Here is a 13,494-nt window from a genome sequence, read left to right as displayed (position 1 = left end):
TACTACGAGATTTTTTTCCCGCCGCTTCTTTGAAGCCTTCCAAAGAAGCGCATGTCGCGCGGAAGGCCGACGTGATCGTGTCGGCTGATACAACTCAGGACACCAATCGTCTCGAACTCATCGAAATCATTTCGATCAATCGTACGATGATAACTAATCACATTGCCACTTTTGAATCAATCTTTGCGTTCAAATGCGCCGCATCTCCGCCGCGCCGCGCGCAGATCGGAGAGAGCATCGTGACCGTTGTATCTGTTTGTTTCCGGGGCGGAGAGACGCCGCTCGCGGCGGCGCTCACTGCGCGAGACCGATCACGCGCCGCCGACGCAGCGTGCGGCCATCGCGATGACGCGGCGCGCGAGAGAAGACGCGTAAGAGAAGAGATGCGTGGGATCGTTGGCCGGCCGAGCGCGTAGTCCCGCGGCCCGGATCGAGGTCAATGATGCGGGGCGTCTTCCGCCGACCGGCGGCGGACGTCAGCGCTCAGAGCGGCCCATCCTGCGTTCCGGCCTTCGCGCCGCGGCTCCGTCTCGTGCCGTAGGCGAGCGACAACAGGATCGGAATCGACAGCCCGAGCCAGCACAGGCCATCCCACAGGCCGTCGCCGAACAGTCCGAAGGCGAGCCCGGCCGCGGCGACGAGGCCGATCAGCAGCGGCGCACGAAACACCTGCCAGGTCGAGAGTTGCGCGACGCGGGAGGACGGCGTCGCCGAGGCAGCGGAGGAGCTCATGTCGACACCACTGCCGGCGCGGCCGATGCCACGACACCTGACGCCTTCCTGCGGAAGCCCCAGCGCTTGGCGGCCCACAGATAGAGTCCACTGCACAGCACGATGATCGTGATCACGTCGAGAGCGGCCCAGATGATCTTCAGCGGCAAGCCGCCGTAGTCACCGAAGTGCAGCGGCCGCGATACCTGCAACGCGGTGAGGTACCAGGCGAGCTCGGGCACGACCATCTTGCTGCTGTCCTGGGCGTCGACCAGGACCGGCTTGAACATGCGCGCGGTGAACGGCGTGCGGCCCTTGGTCCAGATCATCAGGTGCTGCGGGCTGCCGAACCGCGTCGTCGTCGGCAGGGTGATGGACGTCACCAGCCGGTCCGGGAATGCGGTGCGGACGGCGCCGACGGCGGCCTCGATCGACTTTGCTTCCGCCAGCGGCTTGCCCTGATAGGGCGCGAGCAGCGCCGGCATGGTCTTTGCGCGCCAGAGGTCGAACAGCGGCACCGCCAGCGTGTTGATGGTGCCGGTCAGACCGACCGCGAGCGCCCAGCTCACCGTGACGATGCCGAGCAGATTGTGCAGGTCGAGCCATTTCAGCCGCGCCGAGCGATCCCGCACCGTGCCGAACTGCAGGCGCCGCATGAAGGGCCAGTAGACGACGACGCCCGAGACGATGGACGCCGCGAACACCAGTCCCATCAGTCCGAGAAAGAGCTCGCCCGGCAGGCCGGTGAACATGTCGCGGTGGATGCGCAGGATCACGTCCATGACGTCCTGATGCGGCGCCTCCTCGCCGAGCACGACGCCGGTGCGCGCATCAACGGTGAGCCGATGAAACTGCCCGGGCACCGGAATGGCGGTCGGCGACATCGCGACCACGATCAGCGGCTCCGCCTGCTTCAGGCTCACGAACAGCGCATGCTGCTGCGGCAACTGCTGCTTGGCCGCCGCGATCAGGCGGTCGAGCGGCAGCAGCGGCGTGTCGGCCGGCATCACCGGCGCGGCGATCTCGTCCTCGAACAGATGATCGATTTCCTCATGGAAGATCAGCGGAAGCCCGGTCAGGCACAGCATCAGCAGGAAGATCATGCTGATCAGCGACGTCCACGTATGAACCTGAACCCACAGCCGCATGCGCTCGAACCCACCCTTCGTCATCGACGTTGCACGTGTTGAGCCGAACGTCCGGCAAGAGAAGGGCGGCAGCAAACTGAATCGATCTAAAGCCGTTGGAATTTCTTTAAAGTAGCGCGCCTGTCTGCCGCAACCAGCGGAGCTGCAACGTGAATTTCGATCGTACCTCGCACCATCGATGCCCAGCGGGGGCGCGTCTCACCGCCGCGACGTCGCGCGCCGACGTCGCTGCTGCCGATGTCTCGGACACAGTTCGAATCGTTTCCGCGCATGGCCGCGCGGAATGCAACCGGCTCCGGCTGCATCCAACGATGCGCCAGAGCCGGGCCACAGATGAGTTCCCGCCTCAGAATGGGTAGTGCCGCTCGCCGGTCTGCACCGTGATCCAGCGCAGCTCGGTGAACTCGTCGATCGCGGCCTTGCCGCCGAAGCGGCCATAGCCGGAGGCCTTGACGCCACCGAACGGCATCTGCGGCTCGTCATGCACCGTCGGCGCGTTGACGTGGCAGATGCCGGATTCGATCCGCTTGGCGACAGCGATCGCGCGAGCGATGTCGCGGCCGAACACCGCCGACGACAGGCCATATTCGGTGTCGTTGGCGACGCGCACGGCCTCGTCGACGCCGCTGACGCGCACGACGGTGACGACGGGACCAAAACTCTCCTCGCCATAGATGCGCATCGGCGGCGTGACATGATCGACGATGGTCGCGGGCATGATCGTGCCGCTGCCGCGGCCGCCGGCCGCCAGCACCGCGCCCTTGGCCACCGCGTCCTCGATCAGGCCGCCGACACGGTCGCAGGCGGCGGCGCTGACCAGCGAGCCCAGCACCACATCGCCCTTGCGCGGATCTCCGTAAGGCAGGCTGTTGGCCTTGGCGGCGAACTTCGCGACGAATGCATCCGCCACCTTGTCGTCGACCACGATGCGCTCGGTCGACATGCAGATCTGGCCCTGGTTCATGAAGGCGCCGAACGCGGCGGCATTCACCGCGGCGTCGAGATCGGCGTCGTCGAGAATGACGAGCGGCGCCTTGCCGCCGAGCTCGAGCAGCGCGCGCTTCAATTGCCTGGCACAGGCCATGGCGATGAGACGGCCGACGCGGGTCGAGCCGGTGAAGTTGACACGGCGGATCGCGGGATGGGCGATCAGCGCCTCGACCACGGCCTGCGCATCCTCGGGCGCGTTGGTCACGACGTTGACGACGCCGTCGCCGAGACCGCCTTCGGCCAGGCACGCGCCGATCAGCCGATGCACGCCCGGGCTCATCTCCGAGGCCTTCAGCACCACGGTGTTGCCGCAAGCGAGCGGCATCGCCACCGAGCGGACACCGAGGATGACCGGCGCATTCCACGGCGCGATGCCGAGCACGACGCCGACCGGCTGGCGATGCGCCAGCGCGATGTTGTCGGGCACGTCGGTCGGAATCACCTCGCCCGCGATCTGCGTCGTCATCGCCGCGGCCTCGCGCAGCATGCCCTCGGCGAGATGCACGTTGAAGCCGGCCCAGCCCGCGGTGGCGCCGGTCTCGGCCATCATCAGCGCGACGAACTCCGGTGCATTGCGCGCCAGCGCATCGGCTGCCGCATTGAGCCGCTTGCGGCGTTCGCCAGGGCCGAGCCGGGACCACGCCGGAAACGCCGCCGCGGCGGCATCGGCGGCGCGCAGCGCGTCGTCGATCGACGCCGCCGCGACGATGGTTGCGATCTCGCCGCTGATCGGATTGAGGCGCTGGAAGGTGCGCTGATTGGCGGCGGACTGATCCTTGCCGCCAATCAGGAGATTGATCGCGTTCATGGAAGACTCCCGGATTCGCTGGAGGTTGCTGGAGATTTCGGCGCGCGCGACTGGCCGAGATAGGCGCGCTGGATGTCGGGATTGTTCTTCATCTCGGACGCCGCGCCTTCGCCGGCATTGCGCCCCTGCTCGATCAGGTAGACGCGGTCGGCGATGTCCAGGCTGGCGCGCGCGTTCTGCTCGACCATCAGGATGCCGACGCCGTCGCCGCGGATCGTCTTGAGCGCCCGGAACACCTCGCGGCTCAAGAGCGGCGACAGTCCGAGCGACGGCTCGTCGAGCAGCAGCAGCTCGGGCCGCGACATCAGCGCGCGGCCGATCGCGACCATCTGCTGCTCGCCGCCGCTCATGGTCCTCACGGCCTGGCTCATGCGCTCGGTAAGGCGCGGAAACAGTTGCAGCACGTGCGCGAGCCGCGCGGCCTCGCCGTCGCGGGCGCGCGCCGGATAGGCGCCGAGCTGGAGGTTCTCGGCGACGGTGAGATCGCCGAAGACGCCGCGGCCTTCCGGCACCAGCGCGATGCCGCGCTCGACGATCAGATGCGGCGCGAGCGAGGCGATGTCCGTCCCGCCGAGCCGGATCACGGCCCCGGGCGACGGCCGGATCAGTCCCGCGATCGCCTTCAGCAGGGTCGACTTGCCGGCGCCATTGGCGCCGAGGATGGCGACGATCTCGCCGCGCGCGACCTCGAGCGCGACGTCGGTGAGCGCCTGGTGCTTGCCGTAGGCATGCGACAGCCGCGCGATCTCAAGCATCGGGCTCTCCGAGATAGGCCGTGATCACGGTGGGATCGGCGAGCACCTCGCCCGGCGTGCCGCGCGCGATCACGTTGCCCGCGCTCATGACCACGCAGCGGTCGCACAGCGCGCGGATCGCATCCATCACATGCTCGACCATCACGATGGTGATGCCGCGGTCGCGCAGCGAGGCGATCAGCCCGATGCCGGTCTCCAGCTCGGTCGGATTGAGCCCGGCCAGCCATTCGTCGAGCAGCACAACACGCGGATGCAACGCCAGCGCGCGGGCGAGCTCCAGCCGCTTCTGGTCGATGTAAGTGAGATCGCCCGCCAGCATCTCCGCCATGCCATCGAGGCCGACCAGGGCGAGCAGCTCATGGATCGATTCCGCGGCCGCACCGGTCTGGCGCGTGCGGAACAACGCCGACGCCGCGACATTCTCGGCGACCGTCAGGTCTGGCATCACCCGCACCAACTGGAAGGTGCGGGCAAGCCCGAGCCGCGCGATCCGGTGGGCGGCCATGCCGTTGATGACGGTGCCGTCGAAGCGGATGGTGCCGTCCGACGGCACCAGCGCGCCAGAGAGCATGTTGAGCAGCGTCGTCTTGCCGGAGCCGTTGGGACCGATGACGCCGAGGATCTCGCCGGCGCGGACGTCGAGACTGACCTTGTCGACGGCGCGCAGGCCGCCGAAGGATTTGCCGACGGTCTCGGCGATGAGCAGCGTTCCGCCCTGCTCCGGCTTGGCGCCGGCGACCTTGGGCTCGCGCCGCCAGACCCGATCGACCACCCCGATCACGCCCTTCGGGAGCGCCATCACGATGCCGATGAAGATGAGGCCGAGCACGATGCTGAAATGGTTCGGCAGCGCGGCTGTCAGCACCTCGAACAGCAGCACCAGCGGGATGACGCCGAGCACCGGGCCGATCAGCGAGCCGGCGCCGCCGAGCAGCGCCATGATCACGACCTGGAACGAGATCATCGGATTGAAGGCGATCGCCGGATCGATATAGGTCCAGCGCGGCGCCATGATCGCGCCGGTCACCGACATGAACATCGCGCTGAGGATGAAGACCCCGAGCTTCACCGCCGTCGCATCGATGCCGGAATGGCGCGCGGCGGTCTCGTCGGCGCCGATCGCGCGCAGCGCGAGGCCATAGCGCGAGCGCGTCAGCAGAAAGCCCGTGAGGAAGACCAGCGCCGTCAGCGCGCAGAGCTGCCAGTACAGCATCTCCTGGGTGATGTCGCTGAACAAATAGCGGCCGACCGATTTGTGGATGTTGACCTCGTACCAGATCACGAGCTGGCGGATCAGCTCGGCCAGGCCGAACGAGAAGATGATGAAGTAGATGCCGGACAGCCGCAGCGTCGACAGGCCGGTGATGGCCGCGACGACGGCGCCGACACCCGCAGCGGTCATCAGTTGCAGCGGCCAGCTCAGCGTCTCGCCCGTCGCCGCCGCCGTATAGGCGCCGATGCCGAAGAACGCAGCCGTCGCCAGCGAGACGTAGCGGGTCGGTCCGGAAAACATGGCCCAGGCGGTTGCCAGCACGGTGAAATAGAGAATGCTGATGCCGAGCGCGAGATAGTAGCCGTTGGCATAGAGCGGCAGCGTGACCGCTGCGGCAACGCCGACGAGCCCGATGCACCAGGCGAGAATCTTGCCAGGGCTGATCACGACGCCGCCTTTCCGAACAGTCCGGTCGGCCGGATCAGCAGCACGGCGAGAAACATCGCAAACGTCGCGGCCAAGGTCAGCCCGGGATCGACCAGCCGCGCCACCGCGGTCTCGACGACGCCGAGCAGCAGCCCTGCGGCCAGCGCGCCCATGACATTGCCGACGCCCCCCATGATCACGACCACCAGCGCCTTCATCGTGAAGACGACGCCCATCGAGGCGTTGAAGGTGAGGAACATGCTGACGAGCACCCCGCCGGCGGCGACCAGTCCACCACCGAACGCAAACGCCAGTCCTGCGAGCCAAGCGACATCGATGCCGACGAGCCGCGCGGCATTGGCATCGACCGCGATGGCACGCACGGCCGTACCGATCCTCGTCCGCGTCAGCGCGAGATAGACGCCGGTGCCGATCAGCGCGGCGAAACCGAGCGCCACCAGCCGGTTCACCGCGAGCGTCGAGCCGAGCACCGTCACGGGAATGGAGAGATAGCTGTAGCTGTAATACTGCCCGCCAAAAGCGACCAGCATGATGCCCTGGATCACGAACAGCACGCCGAAGGTGACGAGGATGCTGTCGACCTCCTGGGCACCGGCGTCCTTGCCGCGGCGGATCAGGCGCTGCAGCAACAGCCTGTAGAGCAGCCAGTTCAGCAGTCCCGCGGCGGGCATCGCCAGCAGCAGCGCCAGCAGCGGACTCAGTTGCAGGCCGGAATAGAGCGACAGCGTGCCGAACGCGGCCGCGACCAGCGACTCGCCATAGGACAGGTTCATGATGCGCGCCACGCCATATTGCAGCGTCAGGCCGAGCGCGATCAGGGCATACATGCCCCCCAGCACCAGACCGGGCAGCAGGATGTCGAACAGCAGCATGGGATGGTGCCTCTTGCGCGAGGCCCGCGGACGCGCGCATTGACGCGCGTCCGCAAGCTCACGACCTGGTTCCGGCTATTTCCACTCGGGCTTCGGCACGACCGCGGCGCGTGCGCCGGGCAGCGAGGCCGGCGCCAGGGCGTAGAACTCGCCGTTCTGCCACTGGCCGACGCTCCAGACCTCCTGCAGCAGGCCGTCCTTCAGCTTCACCTTGCCGATGATGGTGTCGAAAGAGCCCTCGCGGATCTCCTTGGCGACCGCGGTACGGTCGACCTTGCCGACCTTCTCGATCGCCTGCTGCAGCACCTGCAGGCTGGCATAGGTGATCGGGCTCGCCCAGCGATCCGGCTCCTGCCCGGTCGCCGCCTTGTGGCGGGCGAGATAGTCCTTGAGCGCGGGCGCGTCGGCGTTCCAGCCGCCGATGCCCATCACGCCGTCGCTGCCCGCGCCGAACTTGCCCTTGAACAGCGGGAACGCCGTGCCGACGCCGACATAGAAGACCTTCGGATTGTACTTGAGCAGTTGCGCCTGCTCGGTCAGCCCGATCGTATCCGGCGGATAGCTGAAGGCGACGAAGGCATCGGCTTTGCTCGCGATCGCATCCTTGAGCAGCGGCTGCAGATCCTGCGAGCCCATCGGATAGGTCTTGTCGTAGGCGACGGTCAGTCCGGCCTTCTTGAAAGCCTCGCGCCCGGCGGCGGCCAGCTCGATGCCGAACTGATCGGCGACGCTGACCATCGCGACGGTGCCGCCGATCTTGCCCTCGCTCTTCAGCTTGCCGAGCAGCTCGGCGAGCCCGTTGGAGATCTGTGCCGACGTGCCGAGCCAGAAGGTGGTATTAGCCCAGCGCTTGGCGAGCTCTGGCGCCTTGTCGGTCACCGACGTCACCGCGAGATGCGGATAGCCGAGCCGGTTCAAGGTCGGACCGACCGCAAGGTTGAGACCGGTGCCCCAGGGCGGCAGGATGAAGTCGACCTTGTCCTGGTTGGCGAGGCGCTCGATCGCCTTCACCGCCTCTTCCGACGAGCTGCGGTCGTCATATTCGACGATCTCGACCGGCAGTCGCTTGTCGCCGAGCTTGATGCCGCCGGCCGCGTTCACGTCCTTCACCCAGAGCTGATAGTTCGGCAGCGTGGTGATGCCCGCGCCGCCGGCATAGGGGCCGGTCTTCGAGATCGCGTAGCCGATGCGGATCTTGTCCTGTGTCTGGGCCTGCGCGGCCGATACGGCAAAGCCGGCTGCGATCGCCGCCGCTCCCGCGATCCGTAGCACCTGACGACGGTTGGTCGAAGTCATGTCCTTGTCCTCCTCCCATGTTCACGCGCGCGGACCGCGCGGGTGAATCGGTGACGTTCCTCTGCCCCGGCGTCGTCCGCGGTTTTTTGTTTGCGGTCGTCGGGACTTGACGAGGGAAACACCGCAAGCTTGGGTGGCGCAATGGACAGTTCCGGCAAAAGAGTGCACTTTTCTGGGGCGACGACTGCGCGTAATGCCGCGCCTCGGACGCTGCCGCCGGTGGCTCGCGGCACCCCGGCAGCGCTCGGCGCCGAAGCCATTCCCACGCATTTCGAGGCACGGCGCTGGGCCTTGCGCTCGGATGCCGCGCGGCCGTTCGTCCACCTGCTCTGCCTCTCCGCCGGGGCTGCCTCGGCGCGCTTCGCCGATGACGAAATCCAGACCTGGTCCGGTCCGGCGCTGGTCTGGCTGCCGGCGGGAGAGGCCGAGCATCTCGACGTCGCGGCCGGCTCGGCCGGCCATCTCCTGCGGCTGCGCTCCGGGCTCTGGCACCGCCACCTGCCCTCCTCCGCCGAGCCCGCCTATCTCGACCTCGCAGGCACCGAGGCCGTCCTGGCCTTCTCGGTCACGGCCGAGTTCGCCGCGGTCATCGCGCGCTCGATGGCGGCGATCGCAGCCGAGATCGAAAATCCGTCACGGCGCGGCGCGGCCTCGATCACGTCATCGGAGCTGACCCTGTGCGTGCTGCGCTTCTGGCGGCTGTTTGCCGACGACGGCGCCGGCGAGGCGCAGGGCTCCAGCGCCGAGATCCTGAGCCGCTTTCGCCGGCTCGTCGAGGAACGCTTTCATCAGCAACTGCGGGTCGCCGACTACGCTGCGCTGCTCGGCGTGACGCCGGATCGCCTGCACGCGCTGTGCACCCGGGTGCTGCAGCGGTCACCGAGCGCGCTGATTCAGCAACGCGTCATTCAGGAGGCGGCGACCCGGCTCGAAACCACCACCGCGACGATCAAGCAGATCGCCTTCGCGCTCGGCTTCAAGGACAGCGCCTATTTCAACCGCTTCTTCGTCAGGCACACCGGCCAATCACCGGGCGCGTGGCGCAAGGGCGTTTCGTCGCAGCGGACCAAAGGCCAGCCGCGGGCCATCCTCAACTTCGCCGACTGGCCGTGACGGAGCGGCGCAGCCAGGCGCCTCGGTCGTCCTCCTTGTCGGTCCAGGACGACGCGTCAGCGTCGGACCAGAAAATCCCGAGGTTCGGACGGGCGGCGCAATCGTTGGATGCTCGATGCGCCGAGAAACTGATTTCCGCTGCGCGATCAAGCTGATTTGGCCTGTCCAGTCCCCGCGCCGAAAATATTTCTCTTTCGTTTTTCCGAAAATCATGGTTCTATTCCTACATCCCGTCTCGAGCTGAGGGGCGTATCGCGGTCGTCACGACATGCGAGGCGGGGAGCGGTGGGCGTGGTGGATTGCAGCGCGGGTTGCTCGCGCCGACGAACAATTCGCCACGCACGGTCAAGTCGCGCGGTCCTGATATCCCGATGCTGATATCAACTCACGTCGAGGCCCTGGCTTCGCGTGGGGATGGTGGCCAGAAAGCCCGGCGCACCAGGGAGAACGCGAAGCAGCCGTTCAACCATCGCGCAGGGAGGGCCGGGTTTCCGGCTGACCTGTGGTACCTGCCGCCTGCATTTTTTTCGCAGGCGGGCCACGGGCCTCAGTCGAGGTCCGGCCTTCCCTGCGCCCTCACGCTTTCCGAGGGCCTCACGACGCATCACCCGGACGGGCCATCCGCCGCGGGATCGCGCGATCATGCGCGCCTTTCCGCAAGCGAGGCGACCTGATGCTTCCACATTGATGTCAAATCGTCGCAGGCTTGAACGGTCCCGCCGGCATCGAGGACACCCGAGGGAGCCGTCCGACATCGTTCCCCCCTCCCCGGAGCGACCGCGAGCAAGCCGGCACCGTTGCTACTCTGCCACGAATGCGCTATGAGTTGAACATGATCAGCCGGTCCTGGTCGCACTCGAAATGCCAGTACCGCAAACCGATGCTTCGCGCTCGGCGCGCGACGTCGGTCGATACGGGCGCCGCGATCGCGCCCTCATCGCAAGCTCCGCGCTTCGCGCTCATTCGCATTCCGTAGTCGTGTCCGGGAGCCCGAACGCAGATGGATTGTGAAACCTGTGGTCGGCCCAATCCACCGGGCTCAGACGTCTGCGGCGGGTGTGGCGGGGCGTTGCGACAGCCGTCATCCGATACGACGACGAGCTCGCGCCTGCTCGGCATGCATCGCGCCGAGCGGCGGCAGGTCACGGCGCTGATCTGCGATCTCGTCGGCTCCGTCTCGCTCACGGTCAGGCTCGATCCGGAAGATATGACCAGCGTCATCGACGCCTTCCTGACGACCTGCGAAAACGTCATCGGCCACCATGGCGGCGCCATCACGCAATATGCCGGCGACGGCGTGCTCGCCTATTTCGGCTATCCGCGCGCGGGGGAAGACGATGCAGCCACCGCGATCCGCGCCGCCATCGCGCTGCGCGACGCCGTCGGCCGGCTCGAGGCCCCGCATGGACAGAAGCTGCGCCTGCGCATCGGCATCGCCACCGGCCTCGTCGTGGTCAGCGACCTCATGCCCCGCGCCGACGGCCGCCCGGTCGACATCGTCGGCGAGACGCCGAATCTGGCGGCGCGGCTGCAATCGATCGCCGCCCCCGACAGCATCGTCGTGGCCCGGACCACCGAGCGCATCGCGCGCGGCATGTTCGACTTCCGCGATCTCGGCACGTTCGCGCTGAAGGGATTCGCCGCACCGGTCGAGGCGTTCGAGGTGCTGGAGGAAGCCGCCGTCGCGAGCCGTTTCCACGCCCGCATTCGCGGCGAAAGCTCCCCTCTGGTCGGGCGCGACCAGGAGCTGGCGCGTCTATTCGATTGCTGGGCGGCGGCGCGGTTCGGCAGCGGACAGGTGGTGCTGCTCCATGGCGAGCCGGGCATCGGCAAGTCGCGGCTGGTCGAGGAGCTGCGTCGGCGCGTGGCCGACGTCTCCCAGCTCCAGATGATCTGGCACTGCAGCCCCACCCGTTGTGACAGCGTGCTGTATCCGATCTCGGAGCAGCTCGCGCTCATCGCCGGCTTCGACCGCTCCGACGGCGCAGCGACGCGTCGCGACAAGCTCGATCGCTTCATGAACGCGCACGGCGTCGGCGACGCCACGGCGCGCGCCGTGCTCGCCGATATCCTGGGCGTCGCTCCCGAGCCGGACAGTCCGCTGCAGACGATGACCGTCGAGAAGCGCTCGGAGGTCACGCGGGAGACGCTGCTCCGGCTGATCGACATGATGGTGCCGACCGGGCCCGCGCTGCTGGTGCTGGAAGACGCGCATTGGAGCGACACGACCACGCTCGAGCTGCTCGATCGGGCGATCCGGCGCGCCGCACAACGCCGCTGGCTGATCGTGGTCACGGCCCGGCTCGAATATGAGCCGCCCTGGGCCGGGAGCCCGCAGGTCACGCGGCTCCCGCTCGGGCGATTGAGTCACGGCGACGCCGAGCGGATCTGCACCCATGTGGCCGCTTCGGCCGCGCTGCCGGCAGCGACGCTGCGCCAGATCGTCAGCCGTGGAGAAGGCATTCCGCTATTCCTGGAAGAGCTGGCGAAGTACGTCGTCGAAGCCTCCGCGGCGCCCGCACGGGACGGCCATGCGAGCGTGGCCATTCCTGCCTCGCTGCAGGACTCCCTGGTTGCGCGGCTCGACCGATTGGGGCCGGCGCGCCGGATTGCCAATCTCGGCGCCGCCATCGGTCGCCGCTTCAGCTACGATCTGTTGTCGGCCATCGTGGCGGAGCCCGAAGCCAGGCTCGGCGAGAGCCTGGATCAGCTCGTCAAGTCCGGCCTCGTGGAGAGCAGCGGCGCGCCGCCCGACGGCCTCTACACGTTCAAGCACGCGTTGATCCGCGACGCCGCCTACGAGTCCCTGCTCCGGCGCGAACGCCAGACATTGCATGGCAGGATCGCCGCGGTGCTGCGCGATCGCTTTCCCGAGACGCGGGACACCGAGCCGGAGTTGCTGGCCTACCATTTCACCGAGAGCGGCGCGATCGCCGAAGCCATCCCGCTATGGGCGGCCGCGGGCCGGCGCGCCGCCTCGCGCGCCGCGCATGTCGAAGCGGCGCGACATCTGCAAACGGCGCTCGACCTGCTGCGTCATCAATCCGCCGACGGCGAGCGCGCCGACTTGGAGCTCGAGCTCCTGATCGGGCTTGCCGTCAGCCTCGCCGCCTCGCGCGGCTACACCGTGCCCGAGGTCGGCAAGGCGCTGTCCGAGGCACGGGCGATCTGCGACGCACTCGGCAACACCGCCGGCCTGTTCGCCGTGCTGCGCGGCATCTGCAGTTTCCTGATCATCGCGGGCGATCTCGACGGTGCCGAGGAGATGGCGCATCTGTGCCTGGGAATCGGCGAGCAGACCGGCCTTCCCGAGCACCGCATCGAGAGCGGCGTTGCGTTGGGCTACATTCTCTTCGCCAGAGGCGACCTCCCCGCCGCGCGCCGGCTGCTGGCCGCCGCGGTGCAGCTCTATCAGGCGTCGGACGGCGCGCGGCTGCCGCAACTGTCCTCGCAGGATCCGCTGGTCGCCGCCCAGGCCTCGCTGCTGCAGGTGCTGCATGCGATGGGCGACGACGCTGGTGCGGCCGCGGTCGCCAGCGATCTCATCGCGCATGCGCGCCGGCTCGGACGTCCGTTCGACCTCGCCTGGGCGCTGTCGTGGCTCGCCTTCTATCAGCTCGCACGCGGCGACTACGAGGATGTCCTCCTCGCCACCGAGGAAGCCCTGACCATCTGCCGCGACCATGGCTATCCGCTCTATCAGCTGGTGGCGGGCAGCCTGCAGGCGCACGCCCGCGGCCATCTCGGCAGGAATCCAGACGAGGCGCTGGCGGCGGCGTGCGAGGCGCTGCCGGCGTTCCAGACGCTCGGCATGATGCATTTCTCCTGCTTCTATCTCGGCGAGGTCGCCGGCCTGCAACTGATCGTCGGCAACACGGCCGAGGCGATGCAGACGATCGATGCGGCGATCGACGCCGCGCGGCGCTATGGCGACGGCTATTTCCTGTCGCCGCTGCATCGGCGGCGCGCCGAGATCCTGGCCGCCGTTCCGGATCATGCGCCGGGCCAGGTGACGGCCGCGCTGCGCGAGGCCGTCACGGTGGCCGAGGCGCAGGGCGCGGCGGCGTTCCTGCGCCGGGCGGCGGCGCGGCTCGCCGCCGTCGATGATGACGCGCCGAGGCGACAATCGGCGTGACGACCT

General features: G+C 67.9%; 10 protein-coding genes. 3 read left to right on the top strand and 7 right to left on the bottom strand.

All coding sequences use genetic code 11. The annotated features are described in order from the left end of the window. The first annotated feature begins 71 nt into the window (after nucleotides 1-71). Nucleotides 72-416, top strand: a complete 345-nt coding sequence (locus ACQR1H_RS15545; RefSeq protein WP_316180539.1) for a hypothetical protein — start codon at nucleotides 72-74, stop codon at nucleotides 414-416. A 67-nt stretch (nucleotides 417-483) separates the two neighbouring features. Here the strand turns inward: ACQR1H_RS15545 and ACQR1H_RS15540 are convergent, their stop codons facing one another. The 7 genes from ACQR1H_RS15540 to ACQR1H_RS15510 all read right to left on the bottom strand — a co-directional run bounded on the left by ACQR1H_RS15540 (nucleotide 484) and on the right by ACQR1H_RS15510 (nucleotide 8,240). Then, nucleotides 484-732 (bottom strand): hypothetical protein, encoded by a 249-nt coding sequence (locus ACQR1H_RS15540; protein ID WP_434838919.1) that lies wholly within the window; start codon nucleotides 730-732, stop codon nucleotides 484-486. After that, complete coding sequence (locus tag ACQR1H_RS15535) at nucleotides 729-1,859, bottom strand: PepSY-associated TM helix domain-containing protein (protein WP_434885723.1); 1,131 nt, start codon at nucleotides 1,857-1,859, stop codon at nucleotides 729-731. The genes ACQR1H_RS15540 and ACQR1H_RS15535 overlap by 4 nt, the downstream gene beginning before the upstream one ends. 346 nt (nucleotides 1,860-2,205) lie before the next feature. Beyond that, nucleotides 2,206-3,657: an aldehyde dehydrogenase gene (locus ACQR1H_RS15530; protein WP_434907795.1), complete on the bottom strand. Its 1,452-nt coding sequence runs from the start codon at nucleotides 3,655-3,657 to the stop codon at nucleotides 2,206-2,208. Next, nucleotides 3,654-4,412 (bottom strand): ABC transporter ATP-binding protein, encoded by a 759-nt coding sequence (locus tag ACQR1H_RS15525; protein ID WP_316216154.1) that lies wholly within the window; start codon nucleotides 4,410-4,412, stop codon nucleotides 3,654-3,656. The genes ACQR1H_RS15530 and ACQR1H_RS15525 overlap by 4 nt, the downstream gene beginning before the upstream one ends. Beyond that, nucleotides 4,405-6,072 carry a branched-chain amino acid ABC transporter ATP-binding protein/permease gene (locus ACQR1H_RS15520; protein ID WP_434907794.1) on the bottom strand — a complete coding sequence of 556 codons (1,668 nt, stop codon included), beginning with the start codon at nucleotides 6,070-6,072 and terminating at the stop codon, nucleotides 4,405-4,407. Before ACQR1H_RS15520 ends, ACQR1H_RS15525 begins: the two co-directional genes overlap by 8 nt. Next, a complete protein-coding gene (locus ACQR1H_RS15515; RefSeq protein WP_434907793.1) occupies nucleotides 6,069-6,944 on the bottom strand; it encodes a branched-chain amino acid ABC transporter permease in 876 nt (291 codons plus the stop codon). The genes ACQR1H_RS15520 and ACQR1H_RS15515 overlap by 4 nt, the downstream gene beginning before the upstream one ends. A 75-nt stretch (nucleotides 6,945-7,019) precedes the next feature. After that, complete coding sequence (locus ACQR1H_RS15510; RefSeq protein ID WP_434907792.1) at nucleotides 7,020-8,240, bottom strand: amino acid ABC transporter substrate-binding protein; 1,221 nt, start codon at nucleotides 8,238-8,240, stop codon at nucleotides 7,020-7,022. Between the two features lie 219 nt (nucleotides 8,241-8,459). Here ACQR1H_RS15510 and ACQR1H_RS15505 point away from each other — a divergent pair, with 219 nt between their 5' ends. Together ACQR1H_RS15505 and ACQR1H_RS15500 are read left to right on the top strand one after the other, a co-directional pair. Then, complete coding sequence (locus ACQR1H_RS15505) at nucleotides 8,460-9,353, top strand: helix-turn-helix domain-containing protein (protein WP_434846668.1); 894 nt, start codon at nucleotides 8,460-8,462, stop codon at nucleotides 9,351-9,353. Nucleotides 9,354-10,422: 1,069 nt separating this feature from the next. After that, entirely contained in the window at nucleotides 10,423-13,488 is a 3,066-nt protein-coding gene (locus tag ACQR1H_RS15500; RefSeq protein ID WP_434887603.1) for an ATP-binding protein, read from the top strand. Nucleotides 13,489-13,494 lie beyond the last annotated feature (6 nt).

Source organism: Bradyrhizobium sp. HKCCYLRH2015 (genome assembly GCF_051168215.1).
In the GTDB taxonomy this organism is placed as follows: domain Bacteria; phylum Pseudomonadota; class Alphaproteobacteria; order Rhizobiales; family Xanthobacteraceae; genus Bradyrhizobium.
This window is presented reverse-complemented; position numbering and strand designations above follow the sequence as displayed.

Excerpts from the sequence above, each read along its gene's own strand:
- ACQR1H_RS15515 (WP_434907793.1), bottom strand. The coding sequence starts at position 6,944 with ATGCTGCTGTTCGACATCCTGCTGCCCGGTCTGGTGCTGGGGGGCATG.
- ACQR1H_RS15525 (WP_316216154.1), bottom strand. The coding sequence starts at position 4,412 with ATGCTTGAGATCGCGCGGCTGTCGCATGCCTACGGCAAGCACCAGGCG.
- ACQR1H_RS15540 (WP_434838919.1), bottom strand. The coding sequence starts at position 732 with ATGAGCTCCTCCGCTGCCTCGGCGACGCCGTCCTCCCGCGTCGCGCAA.
- ACQR1H_RS15510 (WP_434907792.1), bottom strand. The coding sequence starts at position 8,240 with ATGACTTCGACCAACCGTCGTCAGGTGCTACGGATCGCGGGAGCGGCG.
- ACQR1H_RS15530 (WP_434907795.1), bottom strand. The coding sequence starts at position 3,657 with ATGAACGCGATCAATCTCCTGATTGGCGGCAAGGATCAGTCCGCCGCC.
- ACQR1H_RS15535 (WP_434885723.1), bottom strand. The coding sequence starts at position 1,859 with ATGCGGCTGTGGGTTCAGGTTCATACGTGGACGTCGCTGATCAGCATG.